The organism is Streptomyces sp. NPDC030820 (genome assembly GCF_055572075.1).
The window spans coordinates 359387-384292 of record NZ_JBVIEB010000008.1 but is presented as its reverse complement, the minus strand read 5'-3'; the positions used below and the strand labels follow the sequence as shown (position 1 = coordinate 384292).

Sequence of the window (24906 nt, the reverse complement as noted above, 5' to 3'; positions counted from 1 at the left end):
GCACATCAAGCACAGTCCAGACGAAAGATCGATTTGTATGAAAATCGTCTGACAGTGGAGGAATGTGCATGCCCACCCTGACCTCACCACGTGCCTTCGGCTCCCGTGCGGGCGCCACTGTTGTCCTCACCGCCCTCGCCGCGGCGGTTGTGTCGTGGGTGGCGGCACCGACTGCGGCGGCCCAGGGCGGCGAGAACGGCGACATCAGGATCCATCCCGCGGGCCCGACGAACGCCGACAGCGCGACGGACGCCCCGGTGGTGTGCAAGTTCTATCTGGACGCCATCAACTTCGACGCTCTGCCCACCATCGCCTACACCATCACGCCGAAGCCCCCGTTGCCCACCGCGGCCACGACCACCGGCACCATCCAACTCGGCGGGGGAGCCGGTCACACGGAGACGATCGGGCTGGCCGACGGGCAGTACACGCTCACCTGGATCGTGTCCGGCGCCACCAAGGAGAAGATCTTCCGCGTCAACTGCCGCGGCAGGAGACACGAGGAGAGACACGAACCAGGTGGTCAGATCTCGGACGACCACCGGGACGACGGCGCATGGGGCCGGGGCGGCGACCACGACGACCCGAGGGGCGGCGTGCACGCGGGCGGCGGCGGCCTGATCGACACGGCCGCGGCGTACTCACCGGTGGCCGCCGCGGGCGTCGTGGGCCTGACCGCGGTCGGTGGCGCCGTGTACTTCCGGCGGAACCGCCGGCGGCCCCATGGCGCCGCGTAGGCGCAGACGCAGGCCCTGGTACCGGACCCGCGCCTACCGCCTCACCAGGACGGCCCTGCTGGTGACCGTCCTGGTGACGGCCGGGAGCCGGTGCGGGGGACACGGCGGGGCCGACCAGGCCGGCGGCCCGGACGGGGTGGCGGCCGCCGGACCGGGCTCCTCCAGCGCCGACGGGCGCCCCACGCCCCCGCCCCGTCCGCTGCCCCGGTCCCGGCCGACGTCCTTCCGCATCACCTCGCTGGGCATCGACGCCCCGGTCGCGGCCGTCCGGCTGAACGGGAAACGGCAGTTGGAGACGCCGCCGCTCGACAAGCCCAAGCTGGTCGGATGGTACGAGGGCGGCCCCACACCGGGCGAGTCCGGCACCGCGATCGCCGTCGGCCACCGCGACACCAGGACCGGCCCCGCGGTCTTCGCCGCGCTCGCCCTTGTCAAACCCGGCAAACCCATCGAGGTCAGGCGCGCCGACGGCCGTACCGCCGTCTACAGCGTGGACCGGGTGAAGGTCTTCGACAAGTCGGGGTTTCCGGACCAGGAGGTCTACGGCCGGACCCGGCGCCCCGAACTCCGCGTGCTCACCTGCGGCGGCTTCTACACCCGGCGGACGGGCTACACCAGCAACGTGGTGGTGTTCGCCCACCTGACCGCGACCAAGTGACGCGCCGGGCCGCCCGATGTCTTCCCCCGGCCGGGCACATTCCGTTAACTTCCGTGACCCACAGGCCCCGTTCGACCCGCGCGGGGTCTTCGGACCACGGAGCAGCGGCGCTCCGGACAGCTCCCGGGGGCGGCAGGCATGACACGCGCCATCGAACTGCACGACGTGAGCAAGTCCTACACACGCGGCCCGCGCGTGGTCGACGGGCTCTCGCTGGACATCGCGCCCGGCGAGTTCCTGGTCCTGCTCGGCCCGTCCGGCTGCGGCAAGTCCACCGTGCTGCGGATGATCGCCGGACTGGAGGACATCGACGAGGGCGAGCTGCTCCTCGACGGGGAGTACGCCAACCAGTGGCAGCCCTCCGAGCGGGGCATGGCCATGGTCTTCCAGAACTTCGCCCTCTACCCGAACATGACCAGCCGCGACAACATCGGCTTCCCGCTGCGCATCGAGGACCCCGGCGCCGACCCGACCCCGCGCGTCTCCGCGACCGCCCGCATGCTGGGCATCGACGACCTGCTCGACCGCTTCCCGAGCCAGCTCTCCGGCGGGGAACGGCAGCGCGTGGCCATGGGCCGGGCGATCGCCCGCCACCCCTCCGCCTTCCTGATGGACGAGCCGCTGTCCAACCTCGACGCCAAGCTGCGCAACCATCTGCGCGCCGAGATATCCCAGCTCACCCGCGAGTTGGGCGTCACCACGGTGTACGTCACCCATGACCAGGCCGAGGCGATGTCCCTCGGCGACCGGGTCGCCGTGCTGCGCGGAGGCGTGCTGCAGCAGGTCGGCACCCCGCGCCAGGTCTACGCCCTGCCCCGCAACGTCTTCACCGCCGCCTTCATCGGCACCCCGCGCATCAACCTGCTGCGCGGCCTGGTCCGCGCCCCGCTGGACGGCGCCATGACCATCAGCCTGGGCAAGCAGGCCCTGCGGCTGCCCGAACCGCTCTCCCTGGACCACCAGTTGCTGCGCGTGCAGCAGGGCCGGGAGGTGATCGTGGGACTGCGGTCGGAGGCGGTGCGCATCGCCAAGCACAGTTCCGCCCGGCCGGGGGAGGTGGCGATCACCGGGCTGGTGGAGCACGTGGAGTTCCAGGGGCACGAGATCCTCGTCCACTTCGACACCGGCTCCCGGCCGGCCGTCGTACCCGAACTGGAGGCCCCCCGCCCCGCCGCCCGGCCGACGCGACGGCGGCGCAGGGAAGGCCCCTCCGCGCTGGACCGGCTGCGGGAACGGGCCGGTGCGCGGCGCGCCGGGCCGGTGGTCGTGCTCGAACACGGGGGAGAGGGCGGGCCCGAGCCCGCGCCCCCGGAGGGCCGGCTCCCCGGCGACCTGGTGGTGCGCACCACCCCGGACCTCCGGCTGCAGCACGGCATGCAGGTCCCGCTCCTCGTCGACCTCGCCCATCTCTTCGTCTTCGACCAGCAGGGCGACCGCATCTGCCCGTCCCCCGACCGGCTGCCCGACCTGGACGAGTGAGCACCGGCACCCGGACGAGTGCGTACCGCCCGGCCCGGCGATGATGTCCGGGTACGGCTGGCGCCAAAAAACTAACGTCGCTAGTTTGTGTGCCGGACGACGCAGACCCGCCGGGAGGAAGCAGCATGAAGGCACACGACGGCCTGTACATCGACGGCGCCTGGCGCCCCGCCGAGAGCACGGATGTCATCGAGGTCGTGAACCCGGCCGACGAGGAGGTCATCGCCAGGGTCCCGGCGGGCGGCGCCCTGGACGTCGACACCGCCGTACGCGCGGCCCGCGCCGCCCTGCCCGCCTGGGCCGCCACGCCCCCGGCCGAGCGCGCCGCGCGCCTCACCGCCCTCCGTGACGTCCTCGTGGCCCGGAAGGACGAGATCGCCGAGACGGTCACCGCCGAACTGGGCGCCCCGCTGCAGTTCTCCCAGGCCGTGCACGCGGCCGTGCCGATCGCGGTCGCCGGCTCCTACGCCGAGCTGGCCGCCACCCACCCCTTCGAGGAGAAGGTCGGCAACTCCACGGTCCTGCACGAGCCGATCGGCGTGGTCGCCGCGATCACCCCCTGGAACTACCCCCTGCACCAGATCGTCGCCAAGGTCGCCCCGGCGCTCGCCGCGGGCTGCACGGTGGTTCTCAAGCCCGCCGAGGATTCCCCGCTCACCGCCCAGCTGTTCGCCGAGGCCGTCCACGAGGCGGGCGTGCCGGCCGGTGTGTTCAACCTGGTCACCGGCCTGGGCCCGGTCGCCGGGCAGGCCCTGGCCGAGCACCCGGACGTGGACCTCGTCTCCTTCACGGGCTCCACGGCGGTCGGCAGGCGGATCGGCGCGGTGGCGGGCGCGGCCGTCAAGAAGGTGGCCCTGGAACTCGGCGGCAAGTCCGCCAACGTCATCCTGCCGAGCGCCGACCTCGCCAAGGCGGTGAACGTCGGCGTCGCCAACGTGATGTCCAACTCCGGCCAGACGTGCAGTGCCTGGACTCGCATGCTGGTCCACCGCGACCGGTACGAGGAGGCGGTCGGGCTGGCCGCCGCGGCCGCCGCCAAGTACGGCGAGCGCATCGGCCCGGTCGTCAACGCCAAGCAGCAGGCGAGGGTGCGCGGCTACATCGAGAAGGGCATCGCCGAGGGCGCCCGCCTGGTCGCGGGCGGCCCCGAATCCCCGCAGGAGAAGGGCTACTTCATCAGCCCCACGGTCTTCGCGGACGTGACCCCGGAGATGACCATCGCCCAGGAGGAGATCTTCGGCCCGGTCCTGTCGATTCTGAAGTACGACGACGAGGAGGACGCCCTGCGCATCGCCAACGGCACGGTCTACGGCCTCGCCGGCGCTGTCTGGGCCGGCGACGAGGCCGAGGCGGTGGCCTTCGCCCGGCGCATGGACACCGGCCAGGTGGACATCAACGGCGGCCGGTTCAACCCCCTGGCCCCGTTCGGCGGCTACAAGCAGTCCGGAGTCGGCCGCGAACTCGGCGCGCACGGACTCACCGAGTACCTCCAGACCAAGTCCCTCCAGTTCTAAGGAAGTACGCGAGCCATGGCCGTACGAGCCGCCGTCCTGCCCGCTGTCGGCGCACCCCTGGAGATCACCGGCATCGACCTGCCCGACCCGGGCCCCGGACAGGTCAGGGTCCGCCTCGCCGCCGCCGGCGTCTGCCACTCCGACCTGTCCCTGTCCAACGGCACCATGCGCGTCCCGGTCCCGGCCGTCCTCGGCCACGAGGGCGCGGGCACGGTCGTGGCCGTGGGTGAGGGTGTCACCCATGTCGCCGCGGGCGACCCCGTCGTCCTCAACTGGGCGCCGGCCTGCGGAAGTTGCCACGCCTGCACGCTCGGCGAGGTCTGGCTGTGCGCCAACGCCCTGAACGGCGCCGCCGACGTCTACGCCCGCACCACCGACGGCACCGACCTCCACCCCGGCCTCAACGTGGCCGCGTTCGCCGAGGAGACCGTCGTCTCCGCGTCCTGCGTACTGCCCCTCCCGGCGGGCGTGCCGCTGGTGGACGCCGCCCTCCTCGGCTGCGCCGTCCTCACCGGCTACGGCGCCGTCCACCACTCGGCGAAGGTCCGGCCGGGCGAGACGGTCGCCGTGTTCGGCGCGGGCGGAGTCGGCCTCGCCACCCTCCAGTCGGCCCGCATCGCGGGCGCGTCCCGGATCATCGCCGTCGACGTCTCCCCGCAGAAGGAGGAACTGGCCCGCGCGGCCGGTGCCACCGACTACGTCCTCGCCTCCGAGAACACTCCCCGGGAGATCCGCGCCCTCACCGGCAAACAGGGCGTGGACGTCTCGGTGGAGTGCGTGGGCCGCGCGGTGTCGATCCGCGCTGCCTGGGACTCCACCCGCCGGGGCGGCCGTACGACGGTCGTCGGCATCGGCGGCAAGGACCAGGAGGTCACCTTCAACGCCCTGGAGCTCTTCCACTGGGGCCGCACCCTGTCCGGCTGCGTCTACGGCAACACCGACCCCGCCCGCGATGTGCCGGTGCTCGCCGAGCACGTACGGGAAGGCCGCCTGGACCTCTCCGCACTCGTCACGGAACGGATCGCCCTCGAAGGCATCCCGGCCGCCTTCGAGAACATGCTCGCGGGCAAGGGCGGCCGCGCGCTGGTCGTGTTCTGAGGGTCAGGTGACCTTCTCGGGTCGCGGCTCCTCACCGGCCGCGACCCGGACGGTCCGGCCACCACGGGCCCGGGACCGCGACACCGCCACGCCCGCGAGACACAGCACACCGCCGCCCAGCGTGAGCAGGCCCGGGACCTCGCCGAGCACCAGCCACGACATCAGCACCACCAGCGCGGGCACGGCGTACGTCGTCACGCCCATCCGGCTGGCGGTCGTGCGGGCCAGGGCGTAGGCCCAGGTGGTGAAGGCGAGGGCGGTCGGGAAGACGCCCAGGTAGACCATGTTCAGGGTCGCCGACGCGGGCGCGTGGGCCACCTCGTGCACCAACTGCCCGGCGAACGGCAGACACGCCACCGCCCCGACCAGACACCCGAACGTCGTAACCTGCAGGGCGCTCGCGTGCCCCAGGGCCGGCTTCTGCGCGACGACACCGGAGGCGTACGCCACGGCGGCGGTCCCGAGATGTGCTCGGGACCGGGCCACGCGGACCTCGCCAGTTCAGGACGACCATGTGGACGAAGCGGGTCCGAGACCCGCTCAATGCGCCTTCCGATGACACCCTTGGGGGAGTCCGCGATGTCGCCTTCCCCGAGCCACGGCCCCCGACGCCAGCCGCCCCAGGGCCAGCGCGCCGGGGGAGTACTCCTGCCCCGCACTCCGGATCGCCACGAAGGCCGACGTCCAGAGCACGACGGTGACGACGGCTGCGCCGGCGGGCAGCAGGCGGTGGCGTGGGACGGCGTTCATCATGCTCCCGAGGTCAGGTGGGCGACTGTGTCGTGGCTGGCGGATATCGGACAGGGCGCCCGCGGTGCCCCGTAAGGGGCGCGAGGCTGTATGTGATAGGCGGCTACCGCCGCGTGGGCGCGAGCAACCACTACAGACCCGCACCCGGCAGATGACCGAACTCCCCACCCCGGTAGCCGCACTCAGCACAGCTCTTCCCGTGAGATACCCAGCAAGGACGCCAACTCCCGCTCCCCCGACGGAGTCACCTTCACCGCCCGCTCCGACCCGATCCGCACACACCACCCCGCATCCAGCGCATGCCGGCACAGCGCGGCCCCCGCCGCCCCCGCGAGATGAGGCCGCCGCTCGGTCCAGTCCAGGCACGCACGGGCCAGCGGACGCCGACCCGAGACCTCCAGAGTGATCCCCGCCGCACGGAACCACTCCACGCCCGCGTCCGTGAGCGCGAACCCGGTGTCCTGCCGCAGCAACCCCCGTAGGGTCAGCGCATCCGTGACCGCGATCCCGAGCCGCCCCGCGAGATGGTCGTAACAGGTACGCCCCCGGGCCATGGCCGAACCGGCACTGGACTCGCGCAGGGTGCGCGGAGACCGTCGTACAGCCGCCGGAGGCACGTGCGCGGCGAGATCCTCGACGAGCGCCGCCGCCCGCGCGTCGGCCAGTCGCACATACCGGTGGCGCCCCTGCCGTTCCTCCGCGAGCAGGCCCCCGGCCACGAGCTTGCCCAGGTGCTCGCTGAGCGTCGACGCGGCGACCCCCGCGCGCCGGGCCAGCTCACCGGCCGTCCAGGCCCGCCCGTCGAGCAGCGCCAGCAGACATGCGGCCCGGGTCTCGTCGGCGATCAGAGAGGCGAGCGCGGCCAGGCCGGCGGCCTGCGGATCCTTGGCGGTCATACCGCCCAGCATGGGGCACGGACACTTCGGCGCTCACCGAATTATCGCTGCACCCCCTGCTGCGCCCCCTGCCGTACCTGCTCGTACTGCTGCGCCAGCCCGTCCAGCAGTGCCGTCAGGCCGGTCTCGAAGGCCCGCTCGTCGATCTTCTCCTGCTGCTCGGCGAGCAGATGGGCCTGGCCGAGGTGGGGATAGTCGGCGGGGTCGTACGCGCTCGCGTCGTCCACGAAGCCCCCGGCGAACGAACCGAGCGCGGAGCCCATGATGAAGTACCGCATCAGCGCGCCGATGGAGGTCGCCTGGGCCGGCGGCCAGCCCGCGTCGACCATGGCGCCGTACACGGCGTCGGCCAGTCGCAGTGCGGCCGGACGGCGCCCCGGACCCCTGGCCAGCACCGGGACGATGTTCGGGTGCTCGCGCAGGGCGGCCCGGTAGGAGACGGCCCAGTCGTGCAGCGCGGTGCGCCAGTCCCGGCCGCCCTCGAACATCGACAGGTCCACCAGACCGCTCACCGAGTCGGCGACCGCCTCCAGGATCTCGTCCTTGGTGCGGAAGTGGTTGTAGAGCGAGGGCCCGCTCACCCCCAGCTCAGCGGCGAGCCGGCGGGTGGAGACGGCCGCCAGGCCCTCCCGGTCCACGAGTTCCCGGGCCGTCTCGACGATCCGGTCGGTGCTGAGGAGGGGCTTGCGCGGTCGGGCCATGGCGCACATAGTAGGGCTGCGACCGGAAACTAGCAGTGCTAATTTAAATGTACGGCTTTCAAGATCCGTCGATGGATCCTTTCTGTCTGGGGTGATCACGTGGTGAACCTGGAGTTGAGCGAGGAGCAGGCCGCCGTACGGCAGCTCGCCCGGGACTTCGTGGAGCGCGAGATCGCCCCGCACGTCGTCGCCTGGGACCGGGCCGAGGAGGTCGACCGGGGGATGGTGAAGAAGCTCGGCGAGGTCGGCTTCCTGGGGCTGACCATCGACGAGCAGTACGGTGGCTCCGGCGGCGACCACCTCGCATACTGCCTGGTCACGGAGGAGCTGGGGCGCGGCGACTCCTCCGTGCGCGGGATCGTGTCCGTGTCCCTCGGGCTCGTCGCCAAGACGATCGCCGCCTGGGGCGACGAGGAGCAGAAGCGGCGCTGGCTGCCGGGGCTGACCGCGGGCGAGTACGTCGCCTGCTTCGGCCTCACCGAGCCCGGCACCGGCTCCGACGCGGGCAACCTCACCACCCGCGCCGTACGCGACGGCGACGACTACGTCATCAACGGCACGAAGATGTTCATCACCAACGGCACCTGGGCCGATGTGGTCCTGCTCTTCGCCCGCTCCACCGACGCCCCCGGCCACAAGGGCGTCTCCGCCTTCCTGGTGCCCACCGACACCCCGGGCCTCACCCGTCGCACCATCCACGGCAAGCTCGGCCTGCGCGGGCAGGCCACCGCCGAGCTGGTCCTTCAGGATGTGCGGGTGCCCGCGTCGGCGATGCTCGGGGAGGAGGGCAAGGGCTTCTCCGTCGCCATGTCGGCGCTCGCCAAGGGGCGGATGTCGGTCGCCGCGGGCTGCGTCGGCATCGCCCAGGCCGCACTGGACGCGGCCGTGCGGTACGCCGGTGAGCGCGAGCAGTTCGGCAGGCCGATCGCCCACCACCAGCTGGTGCAGGAACTGATCAGCGACATCGCCGTCGACGTGGACGCCGCCCGGCTGCTCACCTGGCGGGTCGCCGATCTGATCGACCGCGGGCAGCCGTTCGCCGTCGAGTCCTCCAAGGCCAAGCTGTTCGCCTCCGAGGCCGCCGTCCGCGCCGCCAACAACGCCCTGCAGGTCTTCGGCGGTTACGGCTACATCGACGAGTACCCGGCCGGCAAACTCCTGCGCGACGCCCGCGTGATGACCCTCTACGAGGGCACCAGCCAGATCCAGAAGCTGCTCATCGGCCGTTCCGTGACGGGGGTTTCGGCGTTCTGAGCACGTCCAGGATGCGCGCTCTGAGTACGCGTCTGAGTACTTCTGCGGATGTGGCGCGGGCCACGTCCGCCGATGCTTCTCCCATGAGTGACACACCGGTCAAGCAGCAGAGCACGGCCGCCTTCTACGGTCAGGCCGTCGCCTCCTTCTCCATCGCCATGGCGGCCACGGCCGTCGGCATCTACCAGCTGGACACCAGCGCCTGGGTCCGGGCCTTCCTCGCCATCGCTGTCCTCTACCTCGTCACCTCCGCCTTCACCCTCGCCAAGGTGATCCGGGACCGCCAGGAGGCCGGGCAGATCGTCAGCCGGGTCGACCAGGCGCGCCTGGAGAAACTCCTCGCCGAGCACGACCCCTTCGAGAAGATCTGAGCAGGCGCGCTAAGCGCTCGCTCACCGTCGGCGGTATGGTGGTGCTCCTGTCACCGAGAGGGGCGAGCGAGCGATGAGTACGGCGGAGGAGACGACCGGCGGCGAAGTGGAGCCGTGGGAAGAGGTCACCCCGGACGCGGCCCGACGGCTGCTCGTCGCTGCCGTGGAGGCCTTCGCGGAGCGCGGGTACCACGCGACGACCACCCGGGACATCGCGGGTCGCGCCGGCATGAGCCCGGCCGCGCTCTACATCCACTACAAGACCAAGGAAGAGCTGCTCCACCGGATCAGCCGCATCGGTCACGACAAGGCCCTCGACATCCTGCGCACGGCCGCGCGGCGGGAGGGCACCGCGACCGAGCGGCTGGCCGACGCGGTCGGCTCCTTCGTCCGCTGGCACGCGGGGCGGCGCACCACCGCCCGGGTCGTGCAGTACGAACTCGATGCCCTGGGCCCCGAGGCCCGCGCCGAGATCGTCGCGCTGCGCCACCAGGTCGACGCCGAGGTGCGCGGGATCATCGAGGACGGCGTGACCTCGGGCGAGTTCGACGTGCTCGACGTCAAGGGGACCACGCTCGCCGTGCTGTCGCTGTGCATCGACGTGGCCCGCTGGTTCAACGTGGACGGCCCGTTCACCCCCGACGAGGTCGGCGCGCTCTACGCCGACCTCGTGCTCCGGATGGTGGGCGCCAAGTAGGGCGCCCGCCGGGTCACAGGTAGTACCGGGACACCGACTCCGCGACGCACACCGGCTTGTCGCCGCCCTCGCGCTCCACGGTGAAGGCGACCGTCACCTGGACGCCGCCGGTGACGTCCTCGACGCCGGTGATCGTCGCGGTGGCGCGCAGCCGGGAGCCGACGGGGACGGGGGAGGGGAAGCGGACCTTGTTCGTGCCGTAGTTCACGCCCATCTTCACGCCCTCGACCCGGATCAGCTGCGGGCCGAAGAGGGGGAGCAGGGAGAGCGTGAGATAGCCGTGGGCGATGGTCGTCCCGAAGGGGCCCGCGGCGGCCTTCTCCGGGTCCACATGGATCCACTGGTGGTCGCCGGTGGCCTCGGCGAACAGGTCGATGCGCTTCTGGTCGACCTCCAGCCAGTCGGTGTACCCCAGCTGCTCGCCCACGGCCGCCTTCAGCTCGTCGGGGGAGGTGAAGGTCCTCGGTTCTGCCATGTTCCCGGCCTCTCGCTCGCGTCTCGATCGCGTCTGTCTCGCGCTCGCCTCTAAGCAACTGCTTAGTTTGGTCGGGTGAGGGGCGCCTGTCAACGGATCGCGACCGGCGTCGGGCGACTAGGCTCTGAGGGGTGCCCCAGATCCCCGAGAAGATCCACGAGCTGACCGTCGGCCAGTTGTCCGCGCGCAGCGGCGCCGCCGTCTCCGCGCTGCACTTCTACGAGTCCAAGGGCCTGATCAGCAGCCGCCGCACGCCCGGCAACCAGCGCCGGTACAGCCGCGACACCCTGCGCCGGGTCGCCTTCGTACGGGCCGCGCAGCGGGTCGGCATCCCGCTGTCCACGATCCGGGACGCCCTGGCCGAGCTCCCCGAGGAGCGGACCCCGACCCGGGAGGACTGGGCGCGGCTGTCGGAGAAGTGGCGGTCGGAGCTCGACGAACGCATCAAGCAGCTGAACCGTTTGCGCGATCACCTGACGGACTGCATCGGCTGCGGTTGCCTGTCCCTGGAGAACTGCGTCCTGTCCAACCCGGACGACGTGTTCGGCGAGCGGCTGACGGGGTCGCGGCTGTTGGCGGAGGGGCGCTGAGCGCCCCGGCTGCCGGGGAACTGCAGCGCCGTCACCTCACTCGTACTCGGTGCCGCCCTTACGCGTCAGATACGCCGGGCTCACCGCCTTCGCGATCGCCCGACCCCCGGTCACCGCGCTGTACCGCTCCACGGCGGGCCGTATCACCACGCCCTCCCGCAGATGCAGCCCCCGCCCGGACACCGTCTCCCGTCCGCTCGCGAACTCCAGCACCCGCTCGATGTCGTACGGCCCCGCGTACAGCCGGGGCACCACCGGCAGTTCCCCCTCCAGCGACTCCGCCGCGTCCAGCCAGCGCACGGTGCCGTCCACGTCCGCCGAGACGTCGAACGCCGCGTACCCCAGCGTGTCCCGGCGTCCGTCCGCGCCGTACGACAGGTCCTGCACCCCCGCGCCGTACACCTCCCCGAAGATGCCGACCCGGCGCGCCCCGAGCCGCTCGGCCAGCCGGGCCGCCGCCTCGGCGACGCCGTGACCCCGGATCGCCCGCCAGTACAGGTTCCGCGGATCCTCCTTGAGGGCCAGCGACTTGGCGCCGAAGCCCTTGGAGGACACGAACACCCGGCCCTCGTCGGCGACGTACGTCAGCAGACAGGCCGAGCCGTGCAGCTTCTCCGTCAGGACGACCGGCTCGCCCGGGGGGAAGATGTCCGGGTAACGCTGGATGTTCTCGATGTCGACCCACGGCAGCAGGTCGGGAGCGGACTCCACCTCGCCGCTCATGGTCGGCGGGATCGCCGGCACCCACTTGGTGATGCCCAGCCGCTCCGCGAAGTCCGTGCCCTCGGCCGCCGCCCGCGCCAGGTCGACGTCCCCCAGCGCCTTGGGCCGGCACACGATGCCCTGCGACAGCTCGCCGCGCAGCCGCACAGCCTTGACCCGGTTGGCCTCGCCGCCCGCCAGCCGTCCGGTCAGCCCCAGCTCCTCGATCAGCCCGGGCGGGAGCACGGACTGCTCGGGAATGTAGACGGCGGCCTCACCGGTGCGGTACGCGCCCTTGGCGACGACGGCCCGGTACAGACCCACCTGGGCCAGCTCCAGCGCGTCGGCGTTCGGATGCTCGTGGACGGTCAGCACTTCGGCGGTGACCCGCAGCGTGGACATGGGACTCCCCGTGTTCATCGGTTCGGTTTCATCGGCTCCACTGTCCGGACGGGAATCGGGTGGAGCGAGCCGATTTACGGCTGATAGCGTCGGCCCCTTCGGCCGGCCTCGCCGCCGCGCTCGTCGGCCTGCCCTACGACGAGCGCTGGAACGATCCGTACTGGACCAGTCCCTCCGCGACCAGTTGAGCGTTCCCTGTCGCCCGTACGCCGTCCGGCAGGAACAGCGTGTCCTCAAGACCGATCCGGGTGGCCAGGCCCAGGCGTCCGGCCAGCCGCAGCACCGGCCAGGTGCCGCCCTCCTCGCCGTGCAGAAGCACCGGCCGGTCGTGGGCGATGCCCAGCTCGGTCAGCAGGGCCCGCGCCGAGGCCTCCGCGGTCGCGGGGTCCGGATCGGTCACCTCCGCGAGCACGCGCAGCACCCGGGGGCCGAGGGGCGAGGCCGCGAACCGGGCCGCGCCGTCGGTGCCGGACCAGATGCCCGCCTCTACGCCCACACCCATGGCCAGCAGCTCTTCGGCGACCGCTTCGGCGCCCGGCTCATGCCAGTTGACCGAGGCGAAGTCGGGCAGCACCGACCAGCTGCGCACCCGGGCGAGCCTCGCTGCCGGGTCGGGCTCGGCCCAGGCACCGGTCGTCACCCCGACCGGCACCGACACCCGCGCCCGTATCGCCTCCAGGGCCGGAGCGATGACGCGCGGCGAGAGGCTGTCGTGTCCGCACGGCGTCTTCGGGTGAACATGGACCGAGGTGGCCCCGACCGCCACGGCCTGTGCCGCGGAACGGGCCATGTCCTCGGGCGACATCGGCAATCCCGCGCCGTCGGCGGCCGAACGGCTGCCATTGAGACACACCTGCACCATGCTGTTGATGGTGCCAGTCACCACCGACAACGCCCCCCCGGTCACCGCACAGCAGGGGGCGCGGCATCCCCCAACGCACCCCCCGGACATGCCCCCCGTTGGTACAGCACTGCTCAGGCCGACATCAGCAGGTGTCCCCGCCTCGCGAACTCCAGCGCCTGCGGCGTCAGTACCGGACGCGGCACCAGGATGCCGCAGTCCGTGCAGACCGGGCCGGACGACGGCTCGTGGTCCAGGCCGTAGCGCCAGACCAGGCGGTGCCCGCCGCACACCGGGCACCCCGAGCCCGGTTCCCGCTCCAGGGCGGCGATCAGCCGGCGCAGCACCTCGGCCAGCGGCTCGTCGGGGTGGATCCGCGGGTCGTCGCACCAGGCGACCCCGAACCCTCCCCAGGTCAGCCGGTGCCAGTCGTCCACGCTGCCCGGCCGGCGCAGCCCGTCGTGCTTCTCCTTCCTGCGCCGCTCGGTGAAGTCGGTCTCATAGGCGAGCCAGACGGACCGCGCCTCCTCCAGCTCCTCCAGTGCGGCCACGAGCCGCGCCGGGTCGGGGGAGCGGTCCTCGGGGCCGAAGCCCGCCCGGGAACACAGATGGTCCCAGGTCGCCCGATGCCCGTAAGGGGCGAATTTCTCAAGGCACTTGCGCAGTGAGTAGCGCCGCAGTGCCAGATCGCAGCCCGGATCGCGTACCTGTCTCGCCAGACTCCGGAAACCGGCCATCGCCCTGCACCTCCGTCACACCTGCACCTGTACTTCGGTCACTTCGGCGTCGTCGCACGGACGTCGCCGAATAGACGTATCGACAGGCGATTCGGCTCCATCTCTTCTCGTGGTCTTCTCATGCGTTCTGCTTGCGTACTCCGGAAACTGACGCATGTTCATCTTTAAAGCTGGGGATACCGGCGGTAACCTTCGGCCACCCCTGTCGCTAGGAGCTGCCATGCCACGGCGAACCCCACGTACCACCCTTGACAGACTGAGAACGTCCCGCCGCTTCTCCGGGTTCCTGAAGACGGCGTCGATATGCGTTCTCGTCGCCGGACTTCTCTCCCCCCTCACCCAGAGCGCGGCCGCCGCGACCGCCACCGCCTCGAACGACTACTGCGGCGGCCAGTGCTCGGACATCCTGCCGCCCGGCGAGAACGGCAACGCCACGCTCGCCCAGATCCTGCTCAACCAGGCCTTCGGCACCCAGCCCTCGCACGCCGAGGACCAGCTCGGCCCGTACGCGAACCTGGCGACCGGCCACTCGGGACTGACCGACACCACGATCAACAACTTCTTCAACGACGCCTCCTTCGGCGTCCCGTCCGACCAGGTCGCCTCCACCGAGAAGCCGAGCGGACGCGGCGACGTGACGATCGTCCGGGACAAGAAGACCGGTGTGCCCCACATCACCGGCACCACCCGGTACGGCACCGAGTACGGCGCCGGCTATGCGGCGGCCGAGGACCGGCTGTGGCTGATGGACGTCTTCCGGCACGTCGGCCGCGGCCGGCTGACCTCCTTCGCCGGCGGGGCGGCCGCCAACCAGGGTCTGGAGCAGGAGTTCTACCGCAACGCGCCCTACACCGAGGCCGATCTCCAGGCGCAGATCGACAACGCCGTCGCGAAGAACGGCGCCCGTGGTCAGCAGGCCCTCGCCGACGTCAAGGCCTATCTCGACGGCGTCAACGCCTACATCGACGCCTCCGACAGCGGGCGCTACTTCCCCGGTGAGTACGACCTGACCGGCCACAAGGACCCGATCACCAACGCCGGCACCATCGAGCACTTCAAGGTCACCGACCTCGTGGCACTGGCCTCCGTGATCGGCTCGCTGTTCGGCGCCGGTGGCGGTGGCGAGGTCGACAACGCCCTCTCGCTGCTCGCCGCCCAGCAGAAGTACGGCGTGGAGGAGGGCACCAAGGTCTGGGAGTCCTTCCGCGAGCGCAACGACCCCGAAGCCGCCCTGACCGTTCATGACGGCACGAGCTTCCCGTACGGCGGCAAGCCCGCCGACGCCAAGGGCGAGGCCCTCCCCGAGGCCGGCTCGGTCACCCAGGAACCGCTGGTCTACGACCGTACGGGCAGCGCGGCCACCTCGGCCGCCAAGAGCACCTCGGCCACCGCCGCCAGGACCACGCTCGGTTCCGCCAGGCGCGGGATGTCCAACGCGCTCGTGGTCAGCGGCAAGTACACCGCCAGTGGCCATCCGATCGCCGTCTTCGGACCGCAGACCGGCTACTTCGCCCCGCAGCTGCTCATGCTCCAGGAGATCCAGGGCCCGGGCATCAGCGCCCGCGGCGCCTCCTTCGCGGGCCTGAGCATGTACGTCGAACTCGGCCGCGGCCAGGACTACTCCTGGAGCGCGACCACCTCCGGCCAGGACATCATCGACACCTACGCCGTCGAACTGTGCCAGGACGACTACCACTACCTGTACCACGGCACCTGTACGGCCATGGACGAGGTCGAGCAGAAGAACTCCTGGTCGCCGACCATGGCCGACAGCACGCCGGCGGGGTCGTACACCATGCGGGTGTGGCGGACGAAGTACGGCCCGGTGGAGTACCGCGCGACGGTCGGCGGCAAGAAGGTCGCCTACACCACGCTGCGCTCCTCGTATCTGCACGAGGCCGACTCGATCATCGGCTTCCAGATGCTGAACGACCCCGATTACGTCAAGAGCCCGCAGGACTTCCAGAGCGCGGCCCAGCACATCAACTACACCTTCAACTGGTTCTACGCCGACTCCCGGCACACCGCGTACTACAACAGCGGCGACAACCCGGTCCGGGCGGCCGGCGTCGACGCCGAGTTCCCGGTCTGGGCGCAGCCGGCGTACGAGTGGCAGAAGTGGGACCCGGCCACCAACACCGCCGACTACACCCCGGCCTCCGCCCACCCCAACTCCATCGACCAGGACTACTACATCTCCTGGAACAACAAGCAGGCCAAGGACTACACGACCGCGTCCTGGGGTGACGGCTCCGTGCACCGCGGCAACCTGCTCCAGGACCGGGTGAAGAAGCTGGTCGCGGCCGGCGGGGTGACCCGTACCAAGCTGGTGCAGGCCATGGCGGACGCGGCCCTCGCCGACCTGCGGGCCGAGGACGTGCTGCCGAAGCTGCTCAAGGTGATCAACTCCTCGACGGTGACCGACTCCACGGCCGCCGCGGCGGTGAGCAAGCTGCAGGCATGGGTGGACGCGGGTGCCAGGCGCACGGAGACGTCCGCCGGTTCGAAGGCCTACGCCGACGCCGACGCGATCCGCATCCTGGACGCCTGGTGGCCGCTGCTGGTGAAGGCGGAGTTCGAACCGGGCCTCGGCAGTGACCTGTACACGGCCTTCAGCAACGACCTGCCGATCGACGAGGTCCCGTCCGCCGGCCACGGCCCGACCGGTTCGCACGCCGGAAGCTCCTTCCAGTACGGCTGGTGGAGCTATGTCGACAAGGACATCCGGGCGGTGCTGGGGGAGAACGTGCAGGGCGGGCTCGCCGAGAAGTACTGCGGCGGTGGCAGCCTCAGCGCCTGCCGGGACGCCCTGATCAGCACCCTCGACCAGGCGGCCGGGAAGACCGCCGCCCAGGTCTACCCGGGCGACGACCAGTGCTCGGCCGGCGACCAGTGGTGCGCCGACTCGATCGTCCAGCGCACCCTGGGCGGCATCAAACACGGCAAGATCAGCTGGCAGAACCGGCCGACGTTCCAGCAGGTGGTGGAGTACACGTCGCACCGGTGACCAAGTGGCGGCAAACCGGCGTTGGCGAACGGCTGTTGGCACACGGCCGTTGGCAAACGGCTGTTGGTCAACGCCGGTGGGCCGCCACCCATCAGGTCAACGTTCGTCGGCCAACGGCCGTTGGCCGACATCAGCGGGCCAACGGCCGTTGGCGGCAGGTCACGTGATGCGGCCCGCCGCCAGCACCAGCCGGGCCAGTTCCGGATGCACGATGTCGCTGTGCGCCCCGGACGGCGGGCCGCCGTGGCAGACGACCGCGGCCGCGTCCACGTTCACGCACCCCGACGCGGGCAGCGGTCCGGCGAGGGCCGTCGCGAGGTCCAGCCGGGCGGTGCCCGGCACCGCCTGCACCCCGTCGTGCCCCATGGCGCCCCACTCCGGCCCCAGCACGGCCGCGATCTCGCTGCCCGCACACGAGCGGTCGTCCCCGGACAGCCGGGAGGCCAGCGGATAGAACGTGCCGAGCGCCGAGTCGAAGTGCGAGTAGCAGCACACCAGCGGGCCGTCGATCCGCCGCTGCCGGTCCTTGAGCGCCCCCGCCTTGGCCGGGTCCTGCGGCAGCCGGTCCGCGAACGCATAGTGCGAGAAGGCCCCCTGGAGGAGGGTCACGGACTTCACCGTGCCCACCCCGTCCGGCAGCCCGCGCAGCGCGAACGACACCAGCCGCCCGCCGAAGCTGTGCCCGACCAGATGCACCCGCACCCCGGTCGCCGCCCGCGCCAACTGCCCGATCACCGGCCCGAGCCCGTGCTCGCCGACCGTCCCGGCCCGCCGCTTCATCGTGTAGTACGTCGCCTGCCGCAGCAGCTCCTTGGCGCCCTCCCAGGGGTTCGGGATGCTGAACCCGGCCGGTGCGCCGGCCGACCGGACGGCGGTCAGTGCCTCGGCGAACTCGTCGCACGCGGTCGCCGGGTCCTCGGTGAACACCGTCGGCTCGCCCTCCTCGTCGGTGTCGGCCACGCCCAGCCGCCGCCCGTCGTCCACCAGCAGCCGCACCAGCCGCCCGAACTCGGCCAGATGACCGGCGCCGCCCGGCCGTTCGTCCAGCATCCGGGCCAGCTGGTCGATCACCGGGGCTCGCCCCGGGAAGGTCTCCAGCAGGGCGCGCCGGGTGCCCTTGTCGAGCGCCGGACCCGGTGCCGGTTCCGCCGCCACGGCCGCCACCGGCTTCGGGAAGTCCGGGATCGGTTCGTCGCTGAACCGCATCGACGGCCAGATGACGCCGACGTACCCGAGCCGGGCCCGTGGCGCGAGCGCCGGGACCGGTGCGTAGAAGCTCCGGTACAGGGCGGTCGCGCCCGAGCGGTCGTTGTTCCAGCCGTGCGCGAAGACGAGCAGGTCACGGACGCCGTGCTCCGTGACCTGCGCCATCAGATGGTCGCGTTCGGGACCGTCCACGTCCCCGTCCGCGTCGAAGGTCAGCTCCCAGTAGGGAGTCACGCTCATCCCGGGATCCGCCATGCCAGGCTCCCTCGTCCCGCCGGAAACGATGCGTAACGCTGTGCTGCGGACGCATCGTCCTGCTCCGGGGCAAGGTTGGCCATACACCGCGCCTCACCCGTAGAGGAGATATTCCTTTCGAACCCGCCGGAACGCGGCCAGCTCCTCCTGCCAGGCGCCGGTCACCTCGTCGGTGCTCGCCCCCGCGTCGATCATCGTGCGCACCCGGGCCGAGCCGGTGAGCTTGTCGATCCAGTTGTCCGACCGCCACGCGAAGCCGTCCCAGACCTTCCGGACGGTCACCAGCAGCGCGATCCCGGTGCGGACCGGGTCGTAGGCGGCCCGGTCGTACACATGGATCTGCACCCCGCCGACCGTCCTGCCCTGGAACTTGGAGAAGGTGGGCGTGAAGTACGCCTCCCTGAACCGGACACCGGGCAGCGCCAGTTCGTTCGCGGCGGCGGCCCAGCGGCCGTCGATCCCCTCGGCGCCGAGCAGCTCGAACGGCCTGGTCGTGCCGCGGCCCTCCGAGACGTTGGTGCCCTCGAACATGCAGGTGCCGGAGTAGACGAGAGCGGTGTCCGGGGTCGGCATGTTGGGGCTCGGCGGTACCCACGGCAGCCCCGAGACGTCGTAGAACCGCGTGCGCTTCCAGCCCGTCATCAGCACGGTGTCCAGCGGTACGGGCTTGCTCAGGAACTCCCCGTTGAACAGCCGCGCCAGCTCCGCGACGGTCATCCCGTGGGCCTGCGCGATCGGCTGCCGACCGATGAAGGTGGCGAACTCCTTGTGCAGGACCGGGCCTTGGGCCTCACGGCCGGTCACCGGATTGGGCCGGTCAAGGACGACGAACCGCTTGCCGGCGAGCTGCGCGGCCTCCATGCAGTCGTAGAGCGTCCAGATGTACGTGTAGAAACGCGCGCCGACGTCCTGGATGTCGAAGACGACCGTGTCGACGCCGGAGGCGGTGAAGATGTCGGCGAGCTGCTGTCCGCTCTTCAGGTACGTGTCGTAGACGGGCAGTCCGGTCGCCGGGTCGTCGTAGCGGCCCTCGGAGCCGCCGGCCTGTGCGGTGCCCCGGAAGCCGTGCTCCGGGCCGAAGACGGCCGTCAGGTTCACCCGGGGGTCGGCGTGCATGACGTCGACGATGTGCCGGACGTCACGGGTGACGCCGGTGGGGTTGGTGACGACGCCGACGCGCCGGCCCTTCAGCAGGGAGTAGCCGTCGGCTACGAGTCTCTCGAAGCCGGTGCGCAGTTCTTCGCGGTGTTCGGGGACGGCCGGCAGGGCCGCCAACGAGGCCGATGCGAGCAAGTTCCGTCGAGACAGATGCATGGCTAGAGGTTGGTGCGGTGGCCCTTCCTTCACACATACCGACCGGTTAGTCTGGCCCGGCCAGAGCCGATGCGCGCCGCGCTGAGTCGCGTCGAAGGAGACCGATGGTGGAAGTCGTGCAGGATGCGGGAGTGGTCGTCACCGGGGCCGGCGGGGGGATCGGGGCCGCGTTGGCCCGGCGGTTCGCCGCAGAGGGGGCCCGGGTCGTGGTGAACGACCTGGACGGCGAGAAGGCCAAGGCGGTGGCCGGGGAGATCGGCGGGATCGCCGTGCCGGGCGACGCCTCCGCGATCGTCGGCGACGCCCGTGACGCGCTGGGCGGCACCATCGACGTCTACTGCGCGAACGCCGGTGTCGCCTTCGAGGACGGCGACGCGGGCGGGCCGCTCGACGAACGGTCCTGGGCGGTCGCCTGGGACGTCAACGTGATGGCGCACGTCCGCGCCGCCCACGAGCTGCTGCCGTCCTGGCTGGAGCGGGGCGCCGGGCGGTTCGTGTCCACCGTGTCGGCCGCCGGGCTGCTCACCATGATCGGCGCGCCCTCCTACAGCGTCACCAAGCACGGTGCCTACGCCTTCGCCGAGTGGCTGTCCCTGACGTACCGCCACCGGGGCCTGAAGGTGCACGCGATCTGTCCCCAGGGCGTACGCACGGACATGCTGGCCGGCACCGGCAGCGCCGGGGACCTGGTGCTGCAGCCGACCGCCATCGAACCGGAGGCCGTCGCCGATGCCCTGTTCCGGGGCATCGCCGAGGACCGCTTCCTGATCCTGCCGCACCCCGAGGTGGCCGAGTACTACCAGGCGCGAGCCGCCGATCCGGACCGCTGGCTGAGTGGCATGAACCACATCCAGCGCAAGTGGGAGGAGGCACGGTGAGCACCTCCCCGTACGCCGCACGGCCCTGGCTGGACCTGCTCGACGAAGCCCAGCGCGCTCCGATCGACCCCGCCGACTCGCTGGTGCACGCCCTGCGGCCGGCCGTGGCCGAGGCGCCCGAGCGCACCTTCCTCGCCTACTTCGACGCCCGGCTGAGCTACCGCGAGGTGGACGAGCTGAGCGACTCCGTCGCCGCCCACCTCGCCGCGCAGGGGCTGGAGCGCGGTGACCGGGTGGCGGTGCTGCTGCAGAACTCCCCGCACTTCGTGCTCGCCGTCCTCGGTGCCTGGAAGGCCGGCGCGACCGTCGTCCCGGTCAACCCGATGTACAAGTCGGCCGAAATGGGGCACATCCTGCGGGACGGAGACGTTGCCGCGCTGATCTGCTCCGACCGGGCCTGGGAGTCGTACCTCAGGGAGACGGCGGCCGGGTCGCCGGTGCGGGTCGTGCTCACCGCAAGCGAGTTGGACTTCCAAACCCGCAACGACGCGCGCGTGCTCGGCTTCGAGCGGCTGCCCCAGGCACCGGACGCCGACGACCTCGTGGCCGTCGCCCGGCAGGGCGGCAAGGCACCCGAGGGCCGCGAGCCGGGCCCGGACGACATCGCGCTGATCAGCTACACCTCCGGCACCAGCGGCACCCCCAAGGGCGCCACCAACACGCACGGCAACATCATGCACAACGCCGAGCGGCAGCGGACCGGGCTCGCGCTGCCCGAGGCGCCCGTCTACTACGCGCTCGCGCCGCTGTTCCACATCACCGGCATGGTCTGCCAGTTCGGCGCCTGCCTGAACAGCGCCGGCACCCTGGTGCTCACCTACCGCTTCGAGCCCGGACTCGTCCTGGAGGCCTTCGCCGAGCACCACCCGCACTACACGGTCGGCCCGTCCACCGCCTACATGGCCCTTGCCGCCCACCCGGACGTCACCCGCGAGCACTTCGCCTCCTTCGTGAACATGTCCTCCGGCGGTGCGCCCGTGCCCCCGGCCCTGGTGGAGAAGTTCCGCGAGCGCTTCGGGCCGTACATACGCGTCGGCTACGGACTCACCGAGTGCACCGCCCCCTGCGCCTCGGTCCCGCCCGGCCTGGAGGCACCCGTGGACCCCGTCTCCGGGACGCTGTCGGTGGGCCTGCCCGGCGCCGACACGGTCGTCAGGATCGTGGACGAGCAGGGCGAGGAGGTGCCCTTCGGGGAGCAGGGCGAGATCGTCGTACGAGGGCCCCAGGTGGTCCCCGGCTACTGGCGGCGCCCCGACGCCACCGCCGAGTCCTTCCCGGACGGCGAGCTGCGCACCGGCGACATCGGCTTCATGGACGCCCAGGGCTGGCTCTACGTCGTCGACCGCAAGAAGGACATGATCAACGCGTCCGGCTTCAAGGTGTGGCCCCGTGAGGTCGAGGACGTGCTGTACACCCACCCGGCGGTGCGCGAGGCGGCCGTCGTCGGCGTCCCCGACGGCTACCGTGGCGAGACCGTGAAGGCGTACATCAGCCTGCGTCCCGGTGCGGAGGCGGACCCGGATGAACTCGCGGTGTACTGCAAGGAGAGACTGGCCGCCTACAAATACCCGCGTCGGGTGGAGATCCTGCCCGACCTGCCCAAGACGGCGAGTGGGAAGATCCTCCGTCGGGAACTGCGTTCCCGCGCGCACGACAACAGCAACGCCGGTCAGTAGGCGACGAGGAAAGGCAGGTGGCGGCAGTGCCCAGGACGACGGACGGAGACGGGACGCCCGTTCCGCAGCGGCTGCTGGCCGCCGCCACCCGGCTCTTCGCGGAGCAGGGTTACGACCGCACCTCCGTGCAGGAGATCGTGGAGGCGGCCGGCGTCACCAAGGGAGCGTTGTACCACTACTTCGGTTCCAAGGACGACCTCCTGCACGAGGTGTACGCGCGCGTGCTGCGCATCCAGCAGGAGCGGCTCGACCACTTCGCCGGCATGGACGCGCCGGTGGAGGAGCGGCTCAGAGCCGCGGCGGCGGATGTGGTCGTCACCACGATCGACAACCTCGACGACGCGATGATCTTCTTCCGGTCCATGCACCACCTGAGCCCGGAGAAGAACAAGCAGGTGCGCGCCGAGCGCAGGCTCTACCACGAACGGTTCCGCGCGCTGATCGAGGAGGGCCAGAAGGCGGGCGTCTTCTCCACGGCGACCCCGGCCGACCTGGTCGTGGACTACCACTTCGGCTCCGTCCACCACCTGTCCACCTGGTACCGCCCGGACGGCCCCCTCACCCCGCAGCAGGTCGCCGACCACCTCGCCGACCTGCTGCTGCGGGCGCTGCGTCCGTGAGGCGACCGTCCGTGAGGTGACGGACGAGGGCGGCGGCCGCCGGTTCCGGGGCCGCTCGCCGCGTCCGGCCAGGACGACCGTACGGCCGGGCTCCGGCTGCCGTATCCGCACGCACGGCAGGCCGGCCCGCTCGCCGATGGCCCGGGGCACGAACGCCACCCCGATCCCGGCCCGGACGAGGTCCACCAGCAGCCCGATCTGCGTGACGTCACAGGTGATACGGCGGTCGAGGCCGCAGTGTGCGGCCAGCCGCCGTACGGCCGTCTCCAGTCCGGTGCCCGCGCGGAAGTCGACGAAGGGCTCCTCGGCGAGGTCCTTGATGAGCGTGCGGCCCGCCTCGGCCAGCGGATGCCCCGGCGCGGTGATCAGCACCAGTTCCTCGTGCCAGCGGGCGTACGCGTACAGGCCCTCGGGCAGGTCCCGCGTCTCCGGGGCGACGAACGCCAGGTCCAGCTCGCCGGCTCGCAGTGCCTCGGTCAGCTCGGCGACGGTCGCGTCCCGCACGGAGACCTGGAAGCCGGGAAACTCCCGGTGGAAGGCGGCCAGTTCGGCGGGCAGGTCGACGCAGGTCAGCGTCTGGATCGTGCCCACGGACACCCGGCCTGCGGCCAGACCCGCCACGGCCGCGACCGCCTCCCGGGCCGCCTCGGCGCCGGCGAGCAGCGCACGCGCCTGGGGGACCAGGGCCCGGCCGGCTGTGTCTGCCCGGGGGACGACTCCCGCCCCCGGCGGGTACCCCACGGAGGGCCTTGCGGACGTGGAGCGCGCCGCAATCGGCACGCTCCACATCCACAGGTTGTCCTGGCCCCTTGTCGAGCAGCGCAGCTCAGACGTACTTCTTCAACTCCCGCCGCGCCAGCGACCGCTGGTGCACCTCGTCCGGGCCGTCGGCCAGCATCAGGGTGCGGGCGCTCGCGTACAGCTCGGCCAGCGGGAAGTCCTGGCTCACCCCGCCCGCGCCGTGCAGCTGGATCGCGCGGTCCAGGATGCCGACCACCGCGCGCGGAGTGGCGATCTTGATGGCCTGGATCTCGGTGTGGGCGCCCCTGTTGCCGACGGTGTCCATCAGCCAGGCCGTCTTCAGTACCAGCAGCCGCAGCTGCTCGACGGTGACCCGGGCGTCGGCGATCCAGTTCTGGACCACTCCCTGCTGGGCCAGCGCCTTGCCGAACGCCGTACGGGACACGGCCCGCCGGCACATCAGCTCGATGGCCCGCTCGGCCATGCCGATCAGCCGCATGCAGTGGTGGATCCGGCCGGGGCCGAGCCGGGCCTGGGCGATGGCGAAGCCGCCGCCCTCCTCGCCGATGAGGTTGGTGACCGGCACGCGCGCGTGGTCGAAGACCACCTCGGCGTGGCCGCCGTGCGAGTGGTCCTCGTAGCCGAAGACCTGCATGGCGCGCTTGACGGTCACGCCCGGGGTGTCGCGCGGGACCAGGACCATCGACTGCTGGCGGCGGATGTCGGCGCCGTCCGGGTCCGTCTTGCCCATCACGATGAAGATCTTGCAGTCCGGATTCATCGCGCCGGAGATGTACCACTTGCGGCCGGTGATGACGTACTCGTCGCCGTCCCGCTCGATGTGCGTGGTGATGTTGGTGGCGTCCGAGGAGGCCACCTCCGGCTCGGTCATCGCGAACGCCGAGCGGATCTCACCGGCCAGCAGCGGCTCCAGCCACTGCTTCTTCTGCTGCTCGTTGCCGAACTGCGCCAGCACCTCCATGTTCCCGGTGTCGGGCGCGGCGCAGTTGGTCGCCGTGGGCGCCAGATGCGGGGAGCGGCCGGTGATCTCGGCGAGCGGAGCGTACTGGAGGTTGGTGAGTCCGGCGCCGTACTCGGCGTCGGGCAGGAAGAGGTTCCACAGGCCCTGCCTGCGGGCCTCGGCCTTCAGCTCCTCGACCACGGCCGGGGTGTCCCACGGGGAGGCGAGCGCGGCCCGCTGCTCCTCGGCGACCGCCTCGGCCGGGTAGACGTACTCGTCCATGAAGGCGAGCAGCTTGGCGCGCAGCTCCTCGGTGCGTGCGTCGAACGCGAAGTCCATTTCTGGA

The 24906-nt window shown here is 71.5% G+C and carries 22 protein-coding genes and 2 pseudogenes; 13 read left to right on the top strand and 11 right to left on the bottom strand.

Annotation, left to right across the window (positions count from 1 at the left end):
- Nucleotides 1-68 precede the first annotated feature (68 nt).
- From ACZ418_RS24170 to ACZ418_RS24150, 5 genes are all read left to right on the top strand, one after another.
- Complete coding sequence (locus tag ACZ418_RS24170) at nt 69-737, top strand: hypothetical protein (protein ID WP_468366330.1); 669 nt, start codon at nt 69-71, stop codon at nt 735-737.
- A complete protein-coding gene (locus ACZ418_RS24165) occupies nt 724-1395 on the top strand; it encodes a class F sortase (RefSeq protein WP_468366327.1) in 672 nt (223 codons plus the stop codon). Before ACZ418_RS24170 ends, ACZ418_RS24165 begins: the two co-directional genes overlap by 14 nt.
- 138 nt (nt 1396-1533) lie before the next feature.
- On the top strand, nt 1534-2874 hold the full coding sequence (locus tag ACZ418_RS24160; RefSeq protein ID WP_468366325.1) for an ABC transporter ATP-binding protein: 1341 nt from the start codon (nt 1534-1536) through the stop codon (nt 2872-2874).
- Nucleotides 2875-2999: 125 nt separating this feature from the next.
- On the top strand, nt 3000-4388 hold the full coding sequence (locus ACZ418_RS24155; RefSeq protein WP_468366323.1) for an aldehyde dehydrogenase family protein: 1389 nt from the start codon (nt 3000-3002) through the stop codon (nt 4386-4388).
- Between the two features lie 15 nt (nt 4389-4403).
- Nucleotides 4404-5486 (top strand): Zn-dependent alcohol dehydrogenase, encoded by a 1083-nt coding sequence (locus ACZ418_RS24150; RefSeq protein WP_468366321.1) that lies wholly within the window; start codon nt 4404-4406, stop codon nt 5484-5486.
- 3 nt (nt 5487-5489) lie between these two features.
- Here ACZ418_RS24150 and ACZ418_RS24145 read toward each other — a convergent pair.
- From ACZ418_RS24145 to ACZ418_RS24135, 3 genes and pseudogenes are all read right to left on the bottom strand, one after another.
- Nucleotides 5490-6236: pseudogene (locus tag ACZ418_RS24145) on the bottom strand (DMT family transporter).
- A 182-nt stretch (nt 6237-6418) separates the two neighbouring features.
- Entirely contained in the window at nt 6419-7132 is a 714-nt protein-coding gene (locus tag ACZ418_RS24140) for a winged helix-turn-helix domain-containing protein (protein WP_468366318.1), read from the bottom strand.
- 41 nt (nt 7133-7173) lie between these two features.
- Nucleotides 7174-7833, bottom strand: a complete 660-nt coding sequence (locus tag ACZ418_RS24135) for a TetR/AcrR family transcriptional regulator (RefSeq protein WP_468366316.1) — start codon at nt 7831-7833, stop codon at nt 7174-7176.
- 102 nt (nt 7834-7935) lie between these two features.
- Here ACZ418_RS24135 and ACZ418_RS24130 point away from each other — a divergent pair, with 102 nt between their 5' ends.
- The 3 genes from ACZ418_RS24130 to ACZ418_RS24120 all read left to right on the top strand — a co-directional run bounded on the left by ACZ418_RS24130 (nt 7936) and on the right by ACZ418_RS24120 (nt 10155).
- On the top strand, nt 7936-9087 hold the full coding sequence (locus ACZ418_RS24130) for an acyl-CoA dehydrogenase family protein (RefSeq protein WP_468366313.1): 1152 nt from the start codon (nt 7936-7938) through the stop codon (nt 9085-9087).
- An 83-nt stretch (nt 9088-9170) separates the two neighbouring features.
- Complete coding sequence (locus ACZ418_RS24125; protein ID WP_388626491.1) at nt 9171-9458, top strand: YiaA/YiaB family inner membrane protein; 288 nt, start codon at nt 9171-9173, stop codon at nt 9456-9458.
- Between the two features lie 73 nt (nt 9459-9531).
- A complete protein-coding gene (locus ACZ418_RS24120) occupies nt 9532-10155 on the top strand; it encodes a TetR/AcrR family transcriptional regulator (protein WP_468366311.1) in 624 nt (207 codons plus the stop codon).
- Between the two features lie 13 nt (nt 10156-10168).
- Here the strand turns inward: ACZ418_RS24120 and ACZ418_RS24115 are convergent, their stop codons facing one another.
- The gene (locus ACZ418_RS24115; protein ID WP_468366309.1) at nt 10169-10630 is read right to left on the bottom strand and encodes a MaoC family dehydratase; all 462 of its coding nucleotides are present in this window, start codon (nt 10628-10630) and stop codon (nt 10169-10171) included.
- A gap of 131 nt (nt 10631-10761) precedes the next feature.
- Between ACZ418_RS24115 and soxR the strand changes: the two genes are divergently transcribed.
- Entirely contained in the window at nt 10762-11220 is a 459-nt protein-coding gene (gene soxR / locus ACZ418_RS24110) for a redox-sensitive transcriptional activator SoxR (protein WP_468366307.1), read from the top strand.
- A 36-nt stretch (nt 11221-11256) separates the two neighbouring features.
- Here the strand turns inward: soxR and ACZ418_RS24105 are convergent, their stop codons facing one another.
- The 3 genes from ACZ418_RS24105 to ACZ418_RS24095 all read right to left on the bottom strand — a co-directional run bounded on the left by ACZ418_RS24105 (nt 11257) and on the right by ACZ418_RS24095 (nt 13902).
- A complete protein-coding gene (locus ACZ418_RS24105) occupies nt 11257-12324 on the bottom strand; it encodes an RNA ligase (ATP) (RefSeq protein ID WP_468366304.1) in 1068 nt (355 codons plus the stop codon).
- A 133-nt stretch (nt 12325-12457) separates the two neighbouring features.
- A complete protein-coding gene (locus ACZ418_RS24100) occupies nt 12458-13186 on the bottom strand; it encodes a 3-keto-5-aminohexanoate cleavage protein (protein ID WP_468366301.1) in 729 nt (242 codons plus the stop codon).
- Between the two features lie 113 nt (nt 13187-13299).
- Entirely contained in the window at nt 13300-13902 is a 603-nt protein-coding gene (locus tag ACZ418_RS24095) for a hypothetical protein (RefSeq protein ID WP_468366298.1), read from the bottom strand.
- A 220-nt stretch (nt 13903-14122) separates the two neighbouring features.
- Between ACZ418_RS24095 and ACZ418_RS24090 the strand changes: the two genes are divergently transcribed.
- Nucleotides 14123-16909, top strand: coding sequence for a penicillin acylase family protein (locus ACZ418_RS24090; RefSeq protein WP_468366296.1), 2787 nt, complete (start codon nt 14123-14125; stop codon nt 16907-16909).
- A 159-nt stretch (nt 16910-17068) separates the two neighbouring features.
- Here ACZ418_RS24090 and ACZ418_RS24085 read toward each other — a convergent pair whose 3' ends face one another.
- Together ACZ418_RS24085 and ACZ418_RS24080 are read right to left on the bottom strand one after the other, a co-directional pair.
- A complete protein-coding gene (locus tag ACZ418_RS24085) occupies nt 17069-18370 on the bottom strand; it encodes a serine-threonine protein kinase (RefSeq protein ID WP_468366294.1) in 1302 nt (433 codons plus the stop codon).
- 93 nt (nt 18371-18463) lie between these two features.
- Nucleotides 18464-19684, bottom strand: coding sequence for an exo-beta-N-acetylmuramidase NamZ family protein (locus ACZ418_RS24080; RefSeq protein ID WP_468366291.1), 1221 nt, complete (start codon nt 19682-19684; stop codon nt 18464-18466).
- A 104-nt stretch (nt 19685-19788) separates the two neighbouring features.
- Between ACZ418_RS24080 and ACZ418_RS24075 the strand changes: the two genes are divergently transcribed.
- The 3 genes from ACZ418_RS24075 to ACZ418_RS24065 are packed head-to-tail and all read left to right on the top strand — an operon-like array spanning nt 19789 to nt 22858.
- Nucleotides 19789-20562 carry an SDR family oxidoreductase gene (locus tag ACZ418_RS24075; protein WP_468366288.1) on the top strand — a complete coding sequence of 258 codons (774 nt, stop codon included), beginning with the start codon at nt 19789-19791 and terminating at the stop codon, nt 20560-20562.
- Nucleotides 20559-22238 (top strand): class I adenylate-forming enzyme family protein, encoded by a 1680-nt coding sequence (locus tag ACZ418_RS24070; RefSeq protein WP_468366285.1) that lies wholly within the window; start codon nt 20559-20561, stop codon nt 22236-22238. Before ACZ418_RS24075 ends, ACZ418_RS24070 begins: the two co-directional genes overlap by 4 nt.
- 26 nt (nt 22239-22264) lie before the next feature.
- Nucleotides 22265-22858 (top strand): TetR/AcrR family transcriptional regulator, encoded by a 594-nt coding sequence (locus tag ACZ418_RS24065; protein ID WP_468366282.1) that lies wholly within the window; start codon nt 22265-22267, stop codon nt 22856-22858.
- A gap of 102 nt (nt 22859-22960) precedes the next feature.
- Here ACZ418_RS24065 and ACZ418_RS24060 read toward each other — a convergent pair.
- Nucleotides 22961-23647, bottom strand: a pseudogene (locus ACZ418_RS24060) (LysR substrate-binding domain-containing protein); the annotation flags it as partial.
- Between the two features lie 37 nt (nt 23648-23684).
- The gene (locus ACZ418_RS24055; RefSeq protein WP_468366279.1) at nt 23685-24899 is read right to left on the bottom strand and encodes an acyl-CoA dehydrogenase; all 1215 of its coding nucleotides are present in this window, start codon (nt 24897-24899) and stop codon (nt 23685-23687) included.
- Between the last annotated feature and the right edge of the window lie 7 nt (nt 24900-24906).

Bases quoted from the DNA above. Each gene is read 5' to 3' on its own strand.
- ACZ418_RS24100 (WP_468366301.1), bottom strand. From the start codon at position 13,186: ATGGTGCAGGTGTGTCTCAATGGCAGCCGTTCGGCCGCCGACGGCGCG.
- ACZ418_RS24170 (WP_468366330.1), top strand. From the start codon at position 69: ATGCCCACCCTGACCTCACCACGTGCCTTCGGCTCCCGTGCGGGCGCC.
- ACZ418_RS24080 (WP_468366291.1), bottom strand. From the start codon at position 19,684: ATGCATCTGTCTCGACGGAACTTGCTCGCATCGGCCTCGTTGGCGGCC.
- ACZ418_RS24125 (WP_388626491.1), top strand. From the start codon at position 9,171: ATGAGTGACACACCGGTCAAGCAGCAGAGCACGGCCGCCTTCTACGGT.
- ACZ418_RS24115 (WP_468366309.1), bottom strand. From the start codon at position 10,630: ATGGCAGAACCGAGGACCTTCACCTCCCCCGACGAGCTGAAGGCGGCC.
- ACZ418_RS24140 (WP_468366318.1), bottom strand. From the start codon at position 7,132: ATGACCGCCAAGGATCCGCAGGCCGCCGGCCTGGCCGCGCTCGCCTCT.
- ACZ418_RS24155 (WP_468366323.1), top strand. From the start codon at position 3,000: ATGAAGGCACACGACGGCCTGTACATCGACGGCGCCTGGCGCCCCGCC.
- ACZ418_RS24165 (WP_468366327.1), top strand. From the start codon at position 724: ATGGCGCCGCGTAGGCGCAGACGCAGGCCCTGGTACCGGACCCGCGCC.
- ACZ418_RS24105 (WP_468366304.1), bottom strand. From the start codon at position 12,324: ATGTCCACGCTGCGGGTCACCGCCGAAGTGCTGACCGTCCACGAGCAT.
- ACZ418_RS24055 (WP_468366279.1), bottom strand. From the start codon at position 24,899: ATGGACTTCGCGTTCGACGCACGCACCGAGGAGCTGCGCGCCAAGCTG.
- ACZ418_RS24090 (WP_468366296.1), top strand. From the start codon at position 14,123: ATGCCACGGCGAACCCCACGTACCACCCTTGACAGACTGAGAACGTCC.
- ACZ418_RS24135 (WP_468366316.1), bottom strand. From the start codon at position 7,833: ATGGCCCGACCGCGCAAGCCCCTCCTCAGCACCGACCGGATCGTCGAG.
- ACZ418_RS24160 (WP_468366325.1), top strand. From the start codon at position 1,534: ATGACACGCGCCATCGAACTGCACGACGTGAGCAAGTCCTACACACGC.
- ACZ418_RS24075 (WP_468366288.1), top strand. From the start codon at position 19,789: ATGGTGGAAGTCGTGCAGGATGCGGGAGTGGTCGTCACCGGGGCCGGC.
- ACZ418_RS24120 (WP_468366311.1), top strand. From the start codon at position 9,532: ATGAGTACGGCGGAGGAGACGACCGGCGGCGAAGTGGAGCCGTGGGAA.
- ACZ418_RS24085 (WP_468366294.1), bottom strand. From the start codon at position 18,370: ATGGCGGATCCCGGGATGAGCGTGACTCCCTACTGGGAGCTGACCTTC.
- ACZ418_RS24150 (WP_468366321.1), top strand. From the start codon at position 4,404: ATGGCCGTACGAGCCGCCGTCCTGCCCGCTGTCGGCGCACCCCTGGAG.
- ACZ418_RS24095 (WP_468366298.1), bottom strand. From the start codon at position 13,902: ATGGCCGGTTTCCGGAGTCTGGCGAGACAGGTACGCGATCCGGGCTGC.